Raw genomic sequence first — 19166 nt, forward strand, 5'->3', positions numbered from 1 at the left:
CCATTGGTGCTGACGGGGGACACTCTGAAATCGGTATCGACCGGGCGACCGATGAGCACGTGGGGACCAAGCTTTCCCAGCGCGAACAATGGGGCATTCCGACAGAGGTAGGCTCTCGCAACGAGGAAAGGCAGTGGGACTATATCATCGCCTCGCTCGAACAGGAAAAAGCGCAGCAGGAAGGAGTTCTGCTCGAAGATCTTGCTGCCATGCGGCGACTGTTGACTGCGTCTACTCCCGACGTCACTGAGACCGAAGATCTCACGCAGAACATTGCCAGCTACGAAGCGGCCCGGCGCGCGGCAATCGAGCATCAGAATGTCGCACTTCATATGAAAGAACTTCACGCTCGCGCAGCCTCACGAGCAAGCAAGCTTGAGGAAACGTGCGAGAAGCATATCGCGGCGATCGAAAAGAAGAAGTCGGACAAGCAACAGCGCAAGCTTGAAACCTATTACGCCAAGCTTGCGGAAGCGCGCGATCATCTCGCCGGCCTGGATCATATGATGTCCGCCGAGATCCCCCAGATTGAAACGTCTGACGAGATTGCCGCGGCTCTAATCAAGGAGGCGGAGAAGCAACGGCGGCAGTTCTACGCCCGCATCGAGGCTGCGCGTTCCATAGGCGATGATCGCGGCGCTGAGGGCGATGCGAGCCAGAAGCTTGGAACGGAGCCGCCCACCAGATTGATTTCTAGGGCTGATCTGGATCTCTTCATCGATACCGTGATGCACGAGAACATCCGGTTGGTCCGGCGCGAGCGTTCAACTGTGCTTAAGAAACAGGATGCGCGTTTCGACTGGATGTTCGCAGCACCCAATCATGGCGTCATGGAGCGTCGTCTAGACGCGATCCGTCAGGCGCAAACCAAGGCTATAGAAGACCTTTGCAAGGAAATCGAGGTCGACCCTCAGGTCATCAGGCGCGAACGAGGTCACCTCGACCAGGAAGTACTGCGCCTTCGCCTCAACGACAAGAAATTGCAGGCCGCGTTCCGGAATTTTGGCGACGAGCCCAGAGTCGTTGCAACGGTGCGAAGAGCCCTGGACCTGACGCAATCGGAGCAGCCTTCACCGGACCCGGCATCCGTCGCGCCCGCCGCAACCCAGCCGCAGACCTGGATCGATGGAAAACCGCTTGTTCGATCCCTGGGCAAACGCTCGGCGCATTCCGGCTCTTCGGACGGCGAGAAAAAGTCTGATGATACCATCGAAGCGGCATCGTCGGGCCCGGCACACAGGCCTGAGCCCTTCGACCCAGAGCAGGAACGGGCCCGCATTGCGACCGGGAAAATCGGCTCGCCAGCGCCAAAGAAAGAATTGCGCGCCGGCCTGCATAAGGGTCTTGACCGCTGGCTCGAAGCATACCTGCGCGAGGATGAGAAGCAGCGTCTAGCAGAAACGAGCGCTATCATGGAAATACCTGTCGCGCGCATGAAGTTGAAGAAGCTGGCAGGTGTGGAAGCGGACGCCCTCAGGGGCGATATCGAGCGCGCCAGAACGTTGCAGATGCAGCGGGAAGAGCGCGTTCAACAGAAGGAAATATTGCTCGGCTTGGAATCATCTGGCCAGGATGTGCGCCGCGGCGGGTGACGAATGCCAATAGGCTCAGGGTGCGAACGATGCTGCACGCGGAAGGCTTCGTATGCAGCTCGCTTAGGAAAACCGCCACCCCGCGCAAGGGGATGGCGAAGGAAAAGACCCGGCAGGAGCCGAGTTTGTGACCGGAAGGGGTTGAAGGGAAAAAAGAGGAAAGTGTCCTCGGCCCTTCGGCCTCGCCCGGTCATGAACCACCTGATCGGAGACTACCCATGACAAATATGTTTTCACGCCCGGCGGAGGTGACCGCCGCGGCCGCGCTGCTGCGCGACCATCCCGACTTTCGCGTGCTGGAACGGCTGCCGCAGCCCTATGACGACCTGCCCGACAACCTGCCCGAAGGCGGCAGGCGGATCGCGATCCTCGATGTCGAGACCGAAGGCCTCGATCCCGACACGCACGCGATCATCGAACTGGCCCTGATGCACGTGGCCGTCGATGCACATGGAGCAATCATCGGGCATTCCAGGCCGCAGTCGTGGCTGCAGGATCCCTGCCGCCCGCTGGCGCCGGAGATCGAGGCGCTGACGGGCCTGTCGAACGGGCACCTAGCTGGCCAGGTCCTCGACGAGCGGATGATCCTGGGTACGCTGGAGCGGTGTTCGCTGGCGGTGGCTCACAACGCGCGTTTCGACTTGGACTTCGTCGACCGGCAGTTTCCGACCACCGCAGGGATGCCGTGGGCCTGTTCATGCGCGGAAGTCCCATGGGCCACGTTCGGGCTGTCCTCGCGCAAGCTGGAACACCTCCTCGCCGATCACGGTGCCTTTTTCTCGGGCCATCGTGCCGAGGCCGACGTGTGGGCACTCTTCCAGCTCCTTCAGCTTCCGGTGCGCGAGCACAAAGGTTCGAATGGGCACGAAGGCCGCACCTACCTCCAGCTTCTGCTGCAATCGAGCGACGCGGGCGCGGTTCGGGTGCGTGCCGAACGCGCGCCATACAGCGCCAAAGACTGGCTGAAGCAGCGTAGCTACCACTGGGATGCGGACCGCAAGGTCTGGTGGAAGGATGTTCCGATGGACGACTATTTCGTCGAGAAGGCCGCCTTTGTCACCGCCAGCCTGCCGGAGCCCAGCGGCACCATGCTGGATGCCGTGAACCGCCACCGGTTCTGAGCCGCTCCTTCAACCCGATCACTCAACCGCCGCAGCCACAGGAGCCGCGAGCGGCCCGACCGAAAGACCATACCATGACCGACCTCGACCTTTTCGAGGCGCGGCTGCTCGCCGACGCCTCCGCCATTCTCGATCGTGCCAAAAACAGCCGGCGCTTCCTCGTTTTCGACGTCGAGTACCTCTACGACCGCGACGGCCAGCGCCGGGCCGATCGCCACGCCGCGGACCCGGGTAAAAGGGATCTCGCCGACAGCGGGAACGACACTGGCAAGGACGATGTGACCTGGCCGTTCCACCGCATCGGCTGCATCTCCGCCATGACCCTCGCCGTGGTGCCCGCCGGCGGGATAGCGGTCGAGAGCTTCGACACGTGGTCGCGGCCCGAGATGACCGAGGCAGATGTCGTGCGCGGCTTTGCCAGCTTCGTCGAGGCCAGCGGCGAGGCCATGCCGGTCACGTGGGGCGGGGAGTTCAAGGATGTTCCTGCCATGCTCGCGGTGGCGATGCGCCAGGGCTTCGCGCTGCCAGCGTCGCTCTCCGGCGGCCACTGGCAGCACGCCCGCCTGGACCTTAGCGACCAGCTGCGCTCGAAGGCCAAGGCTCCGCATCTCAACGAGTATGCCCACGCGCAGGACCTCCCGGCCAAGCTCATGGCTCCGTGGGAGCTCGGAGAAGCCGCCGAGCGCGGCAAGTGGACCGCCATCCGCGAGCATTGCGAGTGCGACGTGACCGTAACCGCCATGCTGCTGGCGCGATGGCTGCTGGCAACCGGGATCATCAGGGCCGAGCGCGCTGCGATAGACACACGCATCGCCGACGCCGTTGCCACATCCCGTCCCTACAGGCCGGCGCTGCTGCAAGCCCTCTCCGGGATCGTCAGCGCGCCAGTCGCCAACGCCGCCTGACCTTTCGTCCACAGGAGACCTAGCCATGAAACCGCCCTGATCATCATCCGCCCCAGCGGCATAAACCACCATCCATTCCAGCCACCCGCGCATATCCGCGCCGGTGGTCTTTTTTCGTATCTGAAGGAAGTTCATCATGGCCAAGAAGCCAGCCAAGACCCGCGCCAAGGCGCTCACCGTCAGCACCTTGCCGCCCGCCGTCATCCCCGGCACGAGTGTCGTGCCCGAGGCGGCCTATCGCAACGACCATCATCCGATCGGTAGCGGTCCGTGGAAAGGGGAGCCCGACAAATTCGCCTGGACCGACCAGGCGACGGGTTATCCGTGCGTCGTCGTCCGCGAATACACCGGCGAATACGGCGCGCACGTCGGTGTGCCGCCCACGCATTCGCTCAGCGGCTACAAGTCCAAGGCCGTGCCTGGCGAGATCAGCGAGGGCCTCCACCGGCCGATCTCCAGCGCCGAGCCCTGTCAGCGCAATGCCCCTGAACCTGTAAGCATCTGTCACATCTCCGCGCGGATTGCCCATGGCCAGCGGAAGGCGGCAATGAACCCGCCGCAGGAAGACGATGCCTGGTGGCTGGGCATGACGTTCGACGGCCCGCGCGATCTCGTGCCGGCGGGAGGGAAGCGCAAGCTGGCGGCAGAGCGCGGGGAAACCTACCGCGATGCCAGGTTCACATTCGAGCAGGCGACCCTGCTCGCCCGCAAGCTGTTCGACTGGGAGAATGGAGTGTCGTCGGACCCGACGCTGGACAGCGGACCGTCGGGCTTGCCCCGGCCCGACAAGGAGGACTCGCGATGACCCGGTACGACGACATCCCCTACGAGGACCGCCGCAACCCCAACCTGCCTTGGGGCTACTGGATCTACATCGACGACGAAGTCCGCGGCTTGCCTCCGCTGGTCGACGAGTATGGGCACCGGTGGAGGTCGCTGCGCGAAGCCCTGTGGGTCGATCGGCTCGGCATGACCGGCAACTACCAGTTCGGTCACGTCGACGAGGAACAGGTCGAGTTCCTTCTCACCGTGCTCGCCATGATCGACCGCAGGGTGGTGTGCACGGAAGGCGTGGTAACCGACGTGTTCGGCGACGGCTGGCACGCAACCGCGCACTACGCTGCGTGGCTGTCCGGCGAACGGCTGATCGAACCCACCCCCACGCTCGCCAGTGCCAAGCTGACGCCGGAAGGTCAGGCAATCCTCGTCATGCTCGCGAGCACNACGGAAGGCGTGGTAACCGACGTGTTCGGCGACGGCTGGCACGCAACCGCGCACTACGCTGCGTGGCTGTCCGGCGAACGGCTGATCGAACCCACCCCCACGCTCGCCAGTGCCAAGCTGACGCCGGAAGGTCAGGCAATCCTCGTCATGCTCGCGAGCACGAGACCGGCGGACCGAGCGGCCATGCCCATCGGTCCCTCCGGTCTCCACCCGTTCGCACAGCTTCGGCCCGAACCCGACCAGGTCGCGATGGAAGCGGCCATTCGGAAGGCGGAGGCCGCTTTGCCCAAGGACACGGTCAGGTTCATGCGCAGTGGCGGCCCAGGCCGGCCGATGATTGTTCTTCTAGGGGCGGCGAACGCAAGGCTGCCTATGGCAGAAACGCACTGGTCGATTTCGTTCAAGCGGGCTCATCACCGGGATCGGCTCTACGCCTGGCTCCTCGCTCAGCCCGACCGGTGGCAGGACTGGTACAGGATCGCCCGCGAGCAGCGCGCAGGAGCGCTGACCGAGCACCTGCTCACGCTGTTCGTAGGGCAGGACTGCGAGGAACGGGGAATCTGATCACTGCTGCAAAACTGAATAGGGGAGCCGTCGTCGGCTCCCCTTTTTTGCAGCTCACCTCGCCTCGCCTCGACCATCCCTCCTGTAAGGAACTCTGAGAACAGGGGGCGTAGGGCGAACCATTTGGTAATAAGTGCCTGTTTTACCCAAATTCAAGCAATCGTCATCATCATGGCGACATGCGTCCCTGGGCACACGAAGCTTTCAAGAAGCGACTTCCAAAGCGCTCGTGCCTGCGGCCCGAGAGCGCCCGGTCGATGCTTCATGCGGAGCGCTTCGCTTCCGCCCTCAAGCGTAATCTCAACGTCTTCCTGACCATCAACTTCAACACGCAGCCTCGCGACCCTGATTCAAATTACTACGACATCTTCCGCACGAAGATCTGGGCCAACATCCGGCGCCGCTGGAAGGCTCACTGCAAGCGGCAGGGCATCCAGCGTCCGTTCGCTGCGATCGCGTCTTCGAGAACCCGTCCAATCGGAGAGAAGGGCCACGTCATTATGGCCCGAAACATGCCCACGCCCTGCTGGAATGGCTCGCCGACCAGATCGAGCGCCTGCTCTATTTTGTCCGGCGCGCCGTGGCTAAGTCCTTCGCGCGCTTCAGGCCGAGCCACGCGAGCGAGGTCGCTGCCGGACGCACACGGCGCACAACGAGCTACATGGTAAAGGGCATCGACCCTCCGTTCGCCGCCCACTTCTATTTGAACCGTGCGCCACAGGGGCATGTTGCGCATCGCCGGATCATTATCTCCAGATGTCTGGGTCACGTGGCTCGCGGGCTATTTCGAAAGCGTGAAGGGAACCCACTGCCGAATCGGCGAAGGTCGTGGGCTCTCTATTGACGAAGAAACGACCGCTTATGGGCCGGAAGCGGAAAGGCAGCTTTTATATCTTTGAGCGGATTAAGCGGACAGCGACTGCTGACCGAATCGCAAGCCGGTGCATTAGAGAATGGTCTGGAGAAACCCCTCTTGGCATAGACTTTTGCCGTCGTTGAAACGCCCTGCAGGACAGCCAACACGGAGCCGAGAGCCACAAACTAAATCGGTTTACTATTTAGCGCGCCTTTCCTACCATCCAGTGATGGCGAGAGAAACCTTTACGATTGAGGGCGCAGGCGCAATTTCTCTTACAGCCGAGGCTGAGGGGGATGCCTACGCTAAACCCGTCCTTCTTGCGCACGGCGGCGGGCAGACACGGCGCGCGTGGAGAAGGGTGGTCAGCGAGTTGGCTCAAGCCGGCTTTCGCGCAATCGCCTTCGACATGCGCGGTCACGGAGACAGCGATTGGTCGCCATGCGGAGCTTACGAAATGCGCGACTTCGCGGCGGATCTGGTCGCTGCAGCGTCGCGCCTGGACCAGAAGCCAGCGCTGGTCGGCGCTTCACTGGGCGGGCTCGCTGGACTGATTGCCGCAGGGGAGCTTGCTCCAGGTAGCTTTGCTTCACTCACATTGGTCGACATTGCCCCGCGCATGGAGCCCAGCGGTGTGATGCGCGTGGTTGGTTTCATGGAAGAGCATGTCGATAGCGGCTTCGCCTCACCAGAGGAGGCGGCCGACGTGATCGCTCGCTACATGCCGCATCGTCCCAAGCGGGGCGCGAGCGATGGTCTGAAAAACTATCTGCGGCAGAAGTCGGATGGGCGCTTCTATTGGCACTGGGACCCGGTGTTTATCCGTAATATAATGTCAGCCAGACAAGGCGACCCAGACAGCCAAGAACGTCACTCGGCAATGCTGAGCCAAGCTGCGGCGAATCTCACGCTTCCGCTTCACCTCATCCGAGGCGGCTCTAGCGATCTTGTTTCCGAAGAGGCCGTTTTGCATCTGCGACAACTCGCCCCCCATGCAGAATACACCGATATTGCCGATGCCACGCACATGGTGGTGGGCGATGCGAACGATGCCTTCTCCGCCGCTATCGTCGATTTCCTCGGGCGCCATCACTCATCCGATACGGCTCAGCCACAGGGGACGAGGGAGCTATGATTGATCGAGAGCGCTTGCAGGAAATGCTGCATATCGCGCCGTTTCACCGATGGCTTGGGCTGGAGATTGCGACATGCTCCGACCAGTCAATCGCGATCACCATGCCATGGCGCGAAGAGATCGTGTCGAACCCTATGATTGGGTCGGCGCATGGAGGGATCCTGGCTTCACTGGTCGACCTCACCGGGCTTTATACTCTGCTTGCCGGGGGCGTCGCGGCGAGAGCGACGGCCGATCTGCATGTCGATTACCACCGTCCTGCAACCTCAGGACCTCTCACTGCTCACGGACAGATCGTGAAGATCGGGCGACAGATTTCGGTGGCCGAAACCCGGGTTCTCGAGCCCGACGACAAGTTGGTCGCCAGCGGCAGGGGCGCCTACTTCTCGTCAACCGGATCACTTGATCAGCGCGGCGGGACTATTGATCTCGAACAGGCTCTTGCCACCCAAGGCCCAGCGACTTCTGCAGCGCGATCCACGCCAGCGTAAGGGCACCTTTTGCCCGGACGAGGTCTGCTGAGGCCTGCTGCTGTTCTCGCAGGGCCCGGTTGAGGTCAGCCTTCGAGATCGCTCCTGCGGCAAAACGTTGGCGGTTCAGGTCTGCCGCGACGTCAGCCTGCTTCTTGATTTGCATACTGGCAGCGAGCGCAACACGCTGCTGGCCGAAGCGAGCCAAGGCACGTTCGGCGTCTTGCAGTGCCAGAAGCACCGTCTGCTGGTAATTGGCGACTGCTTCGTTGCGCGCTGCCCCGGCTTGGTCGATCGCAGCGTCTACCCTGCCGAAATCCAGGAAATTCCACTGGAGGCGCGGGATCGCGAGTGCGGAGAATTCGCCGACATCGACAACGTCGTCCAACGAGGATCCGCCGAGGCCCAAGATCCCTGTGAAGGACAATTTCGGGAACCGCGCCGCCTCGGCCACCCCGATCCGCGCCGTCGACGCGGCAAGAGACCGTTCGGCCGCCCTTATGTCAGGCCGACGCGCCACCAGGCTTGCCGGATCGCCGATCGCGACCTGCTCTGGCGGCATGGGAATGGAGCGCGCAGTCGTGAGCGCTGCATCAACTGATCCCGGCACCTGTCCGGTCAGTATAGCGAGTGCATCAGACAGGACTGCGATATCCGCTTCAGCTTCGGCAAGTTGTGACTTGAGCATCTCCAGTTCGGCATTCGCGGTGCCTACCGGGAAAAGCGGCAATGCACCGCGCTGATAGCGTTGGTATGTCAGCGCCAGGATCTCTTCCTGCAACGAAATCTGCGCCTCAAATTGCTCTGCGCGGAATTGGGCCTCCCGCAAATTGACGTAGGTGCTGGCCACTTGGGCAGTCAACTGGACCTTTGCGTCCTCTGCATTGGCCACCGTTGCAGCAGCTTGGGCATTGCTGGCCTCAATGCGCCTGCGCGAGCCACCGGCGAACTCCAGCTCCCAGTTGGCGTTAAGGCCCACATTGTAAAAGCTCAGCGAGTCATCGGTTTCTGCGTCGGAATTGGTTTGCTCTGACGGGGGGGGCGCCCCGCCTTGAAGGTCGAGACCAGGAAGCCGGCCCTGCACGGTGGTGGCCTGTGCCCCAAGCGATGGCATTCGACCCGCACGGTCTTGCCTGATGGATGCCCGTGCCTGGGCAATGCGCGCCTGCGCTGCGGCGAGCGAGGGGTTGCCGGACAGCGCAGCCTCCACCAGCCGCGTCAACTCGGGATCGCCGAGCAGCAGCCACCATTGAGCGACAACCGGATCAGATGCGCTCACATCACTGCCAGCGCGCACAAAGCGAGTGCCCGTGTCTGCTGACACAACTTCCGGGGGGCCTGCATAATCGGGCCCTGCCGTGCATCCAGCTAGCAAGGCGATAGTGACAAGCGGAGGTAGCAAGTGGCGCATCGTGTAGGGCTCAGTGCATCGAAAGGGAGACATTTTTTGGAAGCGGCCTCAGGAAGAGGACCAGCGGAACCGTCGCGAGGGTCAGAATCCCCATAACCAGGAACACGTCATTGTAGGTCATTATGAACGCCTCGCGTTGGAGGGTGCGGCTCAGGACGGCCATCGCCCCCTCCATGCCGCCGAAGTTTCGCGCCAGCCCTTCGAGATAGTCCTGTAGCGAAACGCTGTTCGCATTCAGGGTCTCTTCCATCCGCCGGCTATGATGCCAGATCCGCTGGTCCTGGAACGAAGCGAGGGCCGAGAGGGCGAATGATCCGCCAAGATTGCGGGCCGCGTTGAAAATGCCCGAGGCATCGCCCGCGTCTTCCTTGGCCACCGAAGCCACCGTTGCCTGATTCAGGAACATCATCGCAAGGATCATTCCGGCCCCGCGGATAAGCTGACCTTCAGTGAAGACAGCGCCGCCGGATTCGGCGGTCAGACTCGTGCTGACAAAGCAGCTGATCGCCATCAGCAGCATTCCGGTGCCGACGGCAATGCGGATGTCCACCTTGCGGATCATCAGAGGCAGAACCGGCATCAGGAGAAAGGCCGGGACACCCATCCAGAAGATGACCAGTCCCGTCTGAAAAGCATTATAGTCAGAAATGATCGCGAGGAACTGCGGAATGACATAGGTCGAACCATACATCACCATGCCCAGGGCGAGCGCCATGATCGCGACGCTGGCGAACTGTCGATTGAACAGGAGCTGCAACTTCAAGACCGGCTTACGTGCTTTCACTTGTCCGTAAATCAAACAGGCAAAGCCGATAATGGTCACCACCGTTAGCCAGCGAATGAGTGAGGACTCGAACCATTCCTCACGGTGCCCTTCCTCGAGTACAACAGTCAGACCGCCCAGTCCGAGGATCAGCCCGAGAATGCCAGCCCAATCGGCGTCCGTGAGATATTCCCACTTGGGCTTCTCGTGAGGCAGCCCGATAAACAGCAGGAGCAGCAGGATTGCGCAGACTGGCACATTGACGAAAAAGGCATAGTGCCAGCTCAGGTTCTCGGTCAGCCAGCCGCCGATCAATGGCCCCATCACGGGGCCAAGAACCACAGTCATGCCGAACAGCGCCATTCCGATTGGCTGTTGGTGCGGCGGCAATCGTTTAGCCACAATAGTCATTGCGGTCGGAATGAGGACTCCGCCCATGAAGCCCTGGCCCGTGCGGCCGATGATCATGGTCGTAAGGTCGGTGGCTACACCGCATAGCACAGAAAATGCGGTGAACGCGCTGACCGCGATGATGAGGAGGGTTCGCAGACCGAACAGCCGTTCGAGCCAAGCGCTCAGTGGAATGACGACAATCTCAGCAACGAGAAATGACGTAGCAATCCAGGTGCCTTCGGCGCCTGTGGCACCGATCTCGCCCTGAATGACGGGGAGTGCGGAATTGACGATTGATATGTCCAGCGTCGCGAGCATGGCGCCGAGCGCGCCCGCGGCCACAGCGACCCAGGCAGTAACGTCTGCGTTCTTTCGGCTCCCGGCCGGCCCGATCGAAGTGTCCTGCGCTGCCAGTATCTCGGTCATTGAGTCCGACTCGAGATCTCTTCCAATTCGCCGGCAGCATTCCGGGTGTCGACCGTAGCCACTACCGACATGCCGGGAACGAGCAGACGCCGCACTTCAGGGGGAGCATCGATAGCGATGCGGACGGGTATCCGTTGAACGATCTTGGTAAAGTTGCCGGTGGCATTTTCGGGGGGGAGGATGGAAAATTCCGCGCCCGTTCCCGGCGATATGCTGACCACTCGTCCCGCGATCTCAAGGTCGGGCAGGGCGTCAACTTCGAGCCTGACGCTCTGGCCGGCCCGGATCAGGCCGACCTGCGTTTCCTTGAAGTTTGCCGTCACGTAGATCGCCCTCACCGGAACCACCGTCATCAAACGTTGACCCGGTTGCACGAACTGGCCCACCCTCACCGAGAGATCGCCGACGCGGCCGGCCTTGCTGGCGCGCAGCAAGGTCGATTCAACCGTAAGGTCGGCTGTTTCCAGCTGAGCGCGAGCAGCGTCCGCCTGCGCCTGGGTCTGGCTGATCTGCTCGAACAGGGTCCCCCGGCGAGCGGTCGCGGCAGCGACCGCCGCCTGCGCAGCGGCGAGTTCGGCCCGCGCCTGCCGCGCCTGCGCCTCATACTGATCGAGCTTTTCCCGCGGTTCGGCTCCTGTCGCGGCAAGGGGCCGATATCGCGCCACCTGGTCGTTCGCGAGGTCGAGTGCTGCGCGCGCGGCGGCGAGTTGGCCCCGCGCCTGGCGAATGGCTGCATCCTGTTCAGCTACCTGAGAACGGATTGTGTCGGCACCGGCCAGGGTCGCAGCGATCTGTGCGCGCGCCTGTTGCGCTTGCGCCTGATAATCCCGCAGATCCAGTTGTACGAGGGCTCCGCCGAGAGCAACCTGCTCGTTCTCCCCCACGAAGACCTCTTCGACGTATCCCGCTACCTTGGAAGAGATAACGACGCTGTCGGCAGCGACATAGGCGTTATCGGTCGACTGCATGTATTGTCCGTAGCTTACGTGCCGGTAGTACCACCAGATCCCGCCAAGCAGCACGGCAAGACCAACGAGGATTAGCACGATGCGCAAGCCACGCCGCGATTGCGGTTTCGTTGGGGTTGTGCCCTCCTGCTCCGGTTGGTTGGAGTTATCGGTCATCTGACTCTTTCGGCAGCCTCAGTAAAAGGTGAACGCGTCTCGCGCCCTATGAGCCGTGAGCCAGATAGTAAAGGCATTTAGCAGTTTGCATTTGGGCATCCGAGGCTATCCGACTACACAGCGCTATGGATGAAAAACCAGATACCATGTCACGGTCTCAGCGTCGGCAGAAGGTCATCACCGATGATGACCGCATTCTCTATCTTATGGACGAGATCAGTCGCGGCGCGCGCAGAGTGTACGATGCGAGGGTCGCCAGGATCGGTCTCAATCAGACACAGTGGAGGATCATCGGACAACTTCTTCGCGATCCTGCCCTTACGCAGGCTGAAATCGCCAAGAAACTGGAACTGGAATCGGCGACCATCGGCCAGGCGGTTGCAGGTCTTTGCGCACGCGGGCTGATGAAAAGGCTTCGAGCTGAGACGGATCGGCGAGCGTGGCAGCTCATCCTCACGGAGCAGCTTGACGATCTGCTGCCCGAACTGAGAGGCTCCGCGGATAGGCTTCATGGTCTGCTTTGGCGCGACATTGCCGCCGACGAGAAGCGAACGTTGCAGCAGATTCTTGCAAGGGTATCGGAAAATCTGGACCAACTCCGGGCCGAGGCTGAGTAAAATCATGGCATCGCCCCCGGAAAAGCCTATCAGCAGCATCGCTCGCGCCGCGGAGATCGGCCAAATCCTAATGAGGCACGGCGCGAAGAATCTCGCCGGAGCCCTCGGATTTATTCCCTCTTCGAGCAATGTCATCGATCCTCGCGAATTTCGTCCGGCTGCAGTTGTGGCGTTCCTCCGTGACATCGGGCCAGTCGGCATAAAGCTGGGGCAACTCCTCGCCACCCGAAGCGATCTGTTTACCGAACACTGGATCACGGCATTCTCAACCCTGCACGATCAGGTGTCGTCAGTGCCCTTCGCAGATATCGAGCCCGTACTTGCTTCAAGCTGGGGTGAGGACTGGCGGAGCGACTTTGCGCAGTTCGACGAAAAGCCTTTGGCCTCTGCCTCCATAGCGCAAACCTATTCCGCCAGACTGCGGGACGGAAGCGAGGTCATCGTGAAGGTTCGGCGGCCAGGCACTGCCGCTCGGATGGAGGCTGATGTGCGCCTCCTTATACGCCTTGCCGGGATCGTGGAAGCACGGTCGCCGGACATCGCGCGTTACCGGCCAGTCGAGTTTCTGCGGACCTTCGGCCGCAATCTTGCCTGGGAGATGGACCTCGCTGCGGAATCCCGAGCCTGCGAGCGGATCGGCGCATATCTCGATACCATCGGCGTCAGGACCCCGGCCATCCATTGGGAACTGACCGGGCTGCGGGTGAACGTTCAGGAACGCCTGTACGGCAGGCCCGCGTCTTCGCTGGGCAGCCCATCGGACGACCCGCGGGTGGCGGCTTTCGCTAAAAGCTATGCCAACGCTGTCCTGCGGATGATCATCCTGAACGGCGAATTTCACGGCGACCCCCATCCCGGTAACGTCTTCATGATCGGCGAGCAGGATGTCGGCTTCATCGACTTTGGATCGGTCGGGACGCTCACCAAGGCCAGGCGCGACGAGATCGTCCGCCTCGTGCTTGCGATCGCTGGTGAGGAAACCAGCGATGTCGCGAATGTCCTGCTCGCATGGGCGGGGGAGCCGAAGGTGGATCGCGATGCGCTCGCGGTGGATCTGGATCAGTTGATCGGAGAGTTCAGGGGGACCGTGTTATCTGGCATCGAGTTCTCGCAGATTTTTTCCCGCGTTTTCGACCTGTTGCGGGATTATCGACTGGTTCTGCCACCTGATCTGGCCATTCTTCTGCGTACCTTGTTGACTGCAGAGGGCTTCGTCCGATCGCTGGCACCGGACTACAACATCGCCGAAGAGACCCGGCCGATCATGACGGAGCTTCTCGCCGAGCGGTTCTCGCTCGGCAGCGCTCGGTCGGGTTTGAAGAGACTTCGCGGTCAGCTGCTGGGTTTGTCGGCGTCCTTGCCCGACATACTTGCCACTGCGAACTCGATCGCAAAGTCAGGATATGTGCCGGTTCAGCTCGATCCGCTCAGTATCGAGCAGCTCACTGGACTTCGCAATGAGCGTCAGTCCTTGAAAGGCCCTCTAGCTGCCGCATTGATCATAGCTAGCGCGTTGCTTGTCGATCAATCCTGGCTTCTGGCTGGCGGCGCGCTTGTGATTGCTGGGGTGGTGCTCATCCGAAAGTCATAATGAAGGAGCAACTTAATTCGTGCACGGTCACGATACGGCAAAGCCGAACTTAACGAGGATTTCATGCGCCTCACTTCAGCGACCAAGACGCATCGCGAAGAAAATTTTTCGACCTATTGCGATTGAAGGCTTATTTTCCTCAATCAGACGAAACTTTGGAACGGCAGCTTTCAGGCGTGTCCTCGCCTGACTTTATGGCCGCTATTAGGGCGCGTTGCTGCCCGGCAGCTTTCGCCAAGAGCAGCCTGACGGCTGTTGGGCCGTAAGCGGTCCGTCCGTTTCTGGTCGCCAAAAAGCGGAAAGCCGCCATGTGGCTCACGGCCCCATTGCAGAAGTCAGCGAAATCGGCCGCTAACGGAAGTAGATGCTGAGACACCGGCGCGAAGGATTTCCGACGCAAAGGTATCGAGAATGCACCGGAGCGATTAAATGCCCGCTTAATTGCGGGCGGGGTAGTGTGTGTGCAGGCTCGATTCCCTACGAGCGATAGCGGGCCGGATCTTGGTACAGGCTCGCTCGATCGGAGGAAAAAGGTGACTGCTCAAACTCCGGAACGTTTGGTTTTCGAAGGCGGGGAACACCCAATGTTCTCTGAGCCATTGAGTGATTTTCTTCGGAGCGGCAGTGTCCGTCCTAAGTTCCAGATGCGAAGCACTGACTGCTGGAGAGGTTATGTTGGTACCTGGGAGATTATTGGATTCCGGCTTTATCTCATAAAGCTAGAGGGTCGATTAGAAAGCGGAGAAAAGGCAAATCTGTCTACAGTTTTTCCAAGCTCCGGAGAGCGCGTGTTCGCAAGTTGGTTCAGCGGCATAGTCCAACTACCTCAAGGTAACGAGATCGAATACGTACACCTTGGCTACGCAAGCATTTACGAACGCGATCTTCTTCTACGCTTTGAAGAAGGCGAGTTGATTGAGCGAACGCTAAGGGTGAACGGGAAGGCCGGGTCAGAAGCGTCCAATGACTTGGATACGGAAAAATATGACTACCTCCGCTCGCAATCTTACAATGAAGTCCCTTCGAGAAGCACGGAAACTAAAATGTCAGGAAATGAACCGGTTTCACGCCTTGAAGAGGTGATGTTAACGGAAGCACCGAGGCATCATCTATGGAAGGAAATCGAGCGCGCCGCTGAAGAGCTTTCAACGCATCATCCAATCATAAAACTGAACGCGTTCAACGGTTACTCCGGTAGAGAGTTTTTCTATACTGAAGGATCTATTAGAGTTGCCAGAAAAAGGCGAGCCCTCGCCTGTCCATCCGAACAGTTAAAAGAACTTCAAAGGATCATACTAACATCGATCCTCGACGTTGCTGCCCCTCACAAACAGGCCACTGCATTTTTTAGAGGATGTAGTATCGTCCAAAACGCGAGGCAGCATCATAGAAAAGATTATATGTTTAAGACTGATATTAAATCATTCTTCGATCATATAAAGAGCGCCGATATCATGAGGGCAGTTCAGAGGTTCATTCCAAATCTGTCTCAAGCCAATTTGGACGCACTGACGAAGGTGCTCTCATGCGATGGCGCACTGCCTCAAGGCGCGCCAACAAGTCCTCATGTTTCTAATCTTCATATGCGCGATTTTGATGAGCTAATATCGGCTGAGGCAAGGAAACGGGGCTGCTCATATACGCGATACGCGGACGACATCGCTATTTCATCCGATGACAAATTCGCGGTTCACCAGATGTCGGAAGTTGTCGGAGAGGCGCTTGAAAAGGCGGGTTTTACTCAAAATAAGAGGAAAACGCATTTGTTAGGCAAGTTCGATCGCAAGATCGTGACGGGGCTGGATGTCTCTGGCGTTTATATTAGACCAACCAAAAAGTTTCGCAAAACCACTAAGGCAATGACTAGGGTGTTCATTGTTTATGGACGAAAGGCGATGTTGCCTAGCATAGAGTCGCGGCTTGCTTTTTGGCGCAGCATTCGGCCAGATGATCCCGAGCTGTTTCAGCTTCGCAAGAGCATAGATAACGAGCGATAATCAAAGATGCAGGGTCTCTCCGCATTCGAAACGGAGATGCTCTATTTGTGTGGGGGACGGCTCCAACACAACAGGCCGAAGGCCAAGAGAACCATTCGTACGCTGGCCGGTAGACCAGCATCGCTTGGAGCCGCCCCTTGCATATCGTCTAGGGAAACAACCTCTCCAGATCAACTGCCGGATGGATAACCTGCTTACTTACAGTTCTTATTGCTGCAATGTCCGCTTCCCACCCCAAAGGCGGTCAATCAAAGTCCGCTCGGGCAGTCCTAAATGCAGATATCGCCGAAGGCCGCAGCTACGACTGCTTGCAGGTTAGCCTAGGGAGAGTCGGGATGACCGAAATTGGGGCGCAATGCGGCCATTAGTAAAAGTCGGCACAAGCCGCTGACAAATCATCACAGGACCGAAATTTGAGCGCGTGAGCCAGAGCGTCCGACTGAAAAGTTACTCCGTCGGTCGAGATCAATAGCGAGTCGGTCTGCATTCTCTCGAATCGAGAGAGGGTGGTCGGACTGACACCTGCGGCAGCCGCGGCGTTGGCTAAAGTTACGCCCGCTTTCAGGCGGGCTTGACGCAATCCAGGCCCCAAATGGTCCGAATTGTCACGACGACGTCGCTCGTCGTCGGTCCAATTCGCGGCCAAAGACTCCAGTGGCACCTCGAGCGCGGCAGCTATTGCGCGAAGAGTCTCGACGCGCGGCGTCTGATCACCCCTCTCGATGCGTGCCAAGGTCCTTGGTTTTATGCCCGCAGCGGCGGCCAAATCATTGCGGCTCTTGCCCTGCAGCACGCGAGCATCACGGATGCGCCGCCCCACGTCATCATCAAGCTGACGTCTAGCGAAGTGAGGGAGATGCTTATTCGGCATGGTCCGAGTTTGCGCCGTGCTTAATGAACAATCTCATAACTCCACCAACTGCCGAGTTGGTTGAAAGAGAGCGTGATCATGTCCGAACTGAGCCAGCTGGCAATCGTGTGGATGAAGAAGAGCGGTGGAGGAAAAGGCCTTAGGCTGACCTCGGACCAGCTGGATCTTCTCAATGCAATCGGCGTGGGCGAACTTGTCGCCTCCGCCGCAGCCAAGGCGGTCAGCAAACAATGTCAAAGCAGACGCAGCCTCTCTACCAGAGAGGACGATACAAGCTCGTGCAGGATCGACGGCGCGACGGATCTCTCCGCACGCCGTTCTACCAGATCGTGTGGTACGACGAACAGGCCGGACGAAATCGCAGCCGCTCGACGGGCACGACTTCGAGTGACGAGGCCGAAATCCAGCTAGACGCTCTTTACGAGTCGAAGGAAAAGGGACGGGCGATTTGTCACGCTTGCGGACAGCCGCTTACAAACGGACCGGCCTACCTGCTGACAGATGCCATCGCAGCATACATAGACAAGCGGCAGGATCGCTCCAGCATCGACGCGATCCGACCACGCCTTGGCCATGTTTTGTCCTATCTCGAAGCGCAGGATGCGCTGGCGACAACCTGCGATGAGATCGACGAAGAGTGGATCGAGGAGTTCAGGGACTGGAACGCTGAAGTACCCATCGAATTGCGCAACGGGAAGTGTCGCCGGAGGGCACCCGGCACGATCGAAGCAAGTGTGCGACAGCTTGCGGCCGTAATCAATTTTGCGGCCAGCAAGAAGCACGTCCTCCTCGGTGCGCAGTTTTCGCCCAAGAAGCCGCGCGACGTCAGTCACACGCCGACCTATCGCGCCTCAATCGAAACACTCGCGTCGATGTTTCGCTATTGCACGGAGCCCGGCCGGAAAGAGGGGGAGAGCGACAAGAACTTCGCAAAGCGCATTACAGACCGAAGCAATCTTCTCCGTTTTCTTCAGATCAGCGTAGCCACCTGGGCTCGCCCGGATGCAGCACACGACGTGTCGACCGACGCGGAGCGAGGTCAGTGGGACTCTGCAGGACGCAAACTCAACCTCAACCCCAAAGGCCGCGTTCAGACCCGCAAGTATCGTCCTACGGTCCCTATTGCCCGCCAGGTGGCACTGCTGTTGGATGGCAACCAAGGTTTCTTCGTAACTGTCGCCTCAGTAAGGACGGCGTTCGAAGCAATGCAGGCTGCGCTCGGATTGCCAGGCGATCGTGAAGCTGGGCTGAAACTGATCCGTCGGTCGATGGCACAGCTTGGACGCGATCGGTTAGGTCGCAACGCATGGATCGAAGGCAAGTATATGCTGGGGCATCACCGTCCGGACCCATCGGACCTTTACGGCATCGACACCCCCGGCGATTTTCCGCTTGCGCTGCAGGTTACCGAAGGGATTATCGACGAGATTATCTCGCTTGCTCCCTTGGCATTCGCCTACCCGAAAAAAGAATGTGAATGACCAGTTTTGGGGTGGAAAGCGGACGGTCCGCTTGCGTCAGAATACTGGCATGAAGCCGACGCCGATTTCTGGACCGGCAAGAAACGAGATGCTTCTGACCCGCATGCACGGCATATCCCGTCGAATTAGCTCAATAAGTTTCGACCGGCTACATTGGAGAGATTCGGCTTGATCCGAAACACTTTAGAAAGAAGGGGGTCATATGATCTAAGATTGGGCGGTTTCATGGGCTCCTGATTGGATTGAACGTTCTCGATATGGTAAGCGACGATCACTCTTCAAATAACCGGCGGGTGGTAGAACATGCGAAGCAAAGCCTTCGTCCGCTGGCAGTGTATCTGGGCGTCCGCACCAATCTCGTCCGAAATCATGTCAGCAGTGGACGATGGCGCTACATCAATCAATTCGGACTGGCACAAACGGGATCAAATCCATCCGCCCCCGATCTAGATGGACTGCATAAGCGCGCTGACGAAGCATGGAAGTATCTCTTACATTGCGAGGAAATCCAGACAATGGTCGCGCGACTCACTTCTGTCGGAGTGTCCGTGCGTCGCGGAAGTACGGGAGACGTCTGCGGGAGCTTCGAACTCGTCTTCATCTGTCCCCCGTCAGCACCAATGGC

At 59.7% G+C, this 19166-nt stretch carries 14 protein-coding genes; 10 read left to right on the forward strand and 4 right to left on the reverse strand.

Annotated elements, in window-relative coordinates; genetic code table 11:
* From ILT46_RS11380 to ILT46_RS11410, 6 genes are all read left to right on the forward strand, one after another.
* The coding region (locus ILT46_RS11380) for a hypothetical protein (protein WP_199504772.1) at nucleotides 1–1592 on the forward strand (1592 nt) is incomplete at its 5' end.
* Between the two features lie 227 nt (nucleotides 1593–1819).
* Nucleotides 1820–2713, forward strand: a complete 894-nt coding sequence (locus ILT46_RS11385) for a 3'-5' exonuclease (protein WP_199504773.1) — start codon at nucleotides 1820–1822, stop codon at nucleotides 2711–2713.
* Between the two features lie 74 nt (nucleotides 2714–2787).
* A complete protein-coding gene (locus ILT46_RS11390; protein ID WP_199504774.1) occupies nucleotides 2788–3618 on the forward strand; it encodes a hypothetical protein in 831 nt (276 codons plus the stop codon).
* Nucleotides 3619–3754: 136 nt separating this feature from the next.
* On the forward strand, nucleotides 3755–4423 hold the full coding sequence (locus ILT46_RS11395) for a hypothetical protein (RefSeq protein ID WP_199504775.1): 669 nt from the start codon (nucleotides 3755–3757) through the stop codon (nucleotides 4421–4423).
* 2068 nt (nucleotides 4424–6491) lie between these two features.
* Entirely contained in the window at nucleotides 6492–7397 is a 906-nt protein-coding gene (locus tag ILT46_RS11405) for an alpha/beta fold hydrolase (RefSeq protein ID WP_199504777.1), read from the forward strand.
* Nucleotides 7394–7888 (forward strand): hotdog fold thioesterase, encoded by a 495-nt coding sequence (locus ILT46_RS11410; protein WP_120717196.1) that lies wholly within the window; start codon nucleotides 7394–7396, stop codon nucleotides 7886–7888. The genes ILT46_RS11405 and ILT46_RS11410 overlap by 4 nt, the downstream gene beginning before the upstream one ends.
* Here ILT46_RS11410 and ILT46_RS11415 read toward each other — a convergent pair.
* The 3 genes from ILT46_RS11415 to ILT46_RS11425 are packed head-to-tail and all read right to left on the reverse strand — an operon-like array spanning nucleotide 7818 to nucleotide 11984.
* Nucleotides 7818–9278 carry an efflux transporter outer membrane subunit gene (locus ILT46_RS11415; protein WP_199504778.1) on the reverse strand — a complete coding sequence of 487 codons (1461 nt, stop codon included), beginning with the start codon at nucleotides 9276–9278 and terminating at the stop codon, nucleotides 7818–7820. The two genes, ILT46_RS11410 and ILT46_RS11415, sit on opposite strands and share 71 nt — an antisense overlap.
* Before the next feature lie 10 nt (nucleotides 9279–9288).
* Nucleotides 9289–10860: an MDR family MFS transporter gene (locus ILT46_RS11420; RefSeq protein ID WP_086741071.1), complete on the reverse strand. Its 1572-nt coding sequence runs from the start codon at nucleotides 10858–10860 to the stop codon at nucleotides 9289–9291.
* Entirely contained in the window at nucleotides 10857–11984 is a 1128-nt protein-coding gene (locus tag ILT46_RS11425) for an HlyD family secretion protein (protein WP_086741073.1), read from the reverse strand. The genes ILT46_RS11420 and ILT46_RS11425 overlap by 4 nt, the downstream gene beginning before the upstream one ends.
* A gap of 206 nt (nucleotides 11985–12190) precedes the next feature.
* Here ILT46_RS11425 and ILT46_RS12440 point away from each other — a divergent pair, with 206 nt between their 5' ends.
* From ILT46_RS12440 to ILT46_RS12445, 3 genes are all read left to right on the forward strand, one after another.
* Nucleotides 12191–12601 carry a MarR family winged helix-turn-helix transcriptional regulator gene (locus ILT46_RS12440; RefSeq protein WP_353772039.1) on the forward strand — a complete coding sequence of 137 codons (411 nt, stop codon included), beginning with the start codon at nucleotides 12191–12193 and terminating at the stop codon, nucleotides 12599–12601.
* Nucleotides 12602–12605: 4 nt separating this feature from the next.
* Nucleotides 12606–14192, forward strand: a complete 1587-nt coding sequence (locus ILT46_RS11435) for an ABC1 kinase family protein (protein ID WP_188053684.1) — start codon at nucleotides 12606–12608, stop codon at nucleotides 14190–14192.
* Between the two features lie 533 nt (nucleotides 14193–14725).
* Nucleotides 14726–16189 carry a reverse transcriptase family protein gene (locus ILT46_RS12445; RefSeq protein WP_199504779.1) on the forward strand — a complete coding sequence of 488 codons (1464 nt, stop codon included), beginning with the start codon at nucleotides 14726–14728 and terminating at the stop codon, nucleotides 16187–16189.
* A 364-nt stretch (nucleotides 16190–16553) separates the two neighbouring features.
* On the opposite strand, the gene ILT46_RS12450 is transcribed toward ILT46_RS12445, so the two are convergent.
* Nucleotides 16554–17060: a helix-turn-helix domain-containing protein gene (locus ILT46_RS12450; protein ID WP_199504780.1), complete on the reverse strand. Its 507-nt coding sequence runs from the start codon at nucleotides 17058–17060 to the stop codon at nucleotides 16554–16556.
* A 230-nt stretch (nucleotides 17061–17290) separates the two neighbouring features.
* Between ILT46_RS12450 and ILT46_RS11450 the strand changes: the two genes are divergently transcribed.
* On the forward strand, nucleotides 17291–18541 hold the full coding sequence (locus tag ILT46_RS11450; protein ID WP_233397223.1) for a hypothetical protein: 1251 nt from the start codon (nucleotides 17291–17293) through the stop codon (nucleotides 18539–18541).
* The last annotated feature ends 625 nt before the right edge of the window (nucleotides 18542–19166 follow it).

Origin of the sequence: Qipengyuania sp. YIM B01966 (assembly GCF_016461955.1) — a bacterium.
Lineage (GTDB): Bacteria > Pseudomonadota > Alphaproteobacteria > Sphingomonadales > Sphingomonadaceae > QFOP01.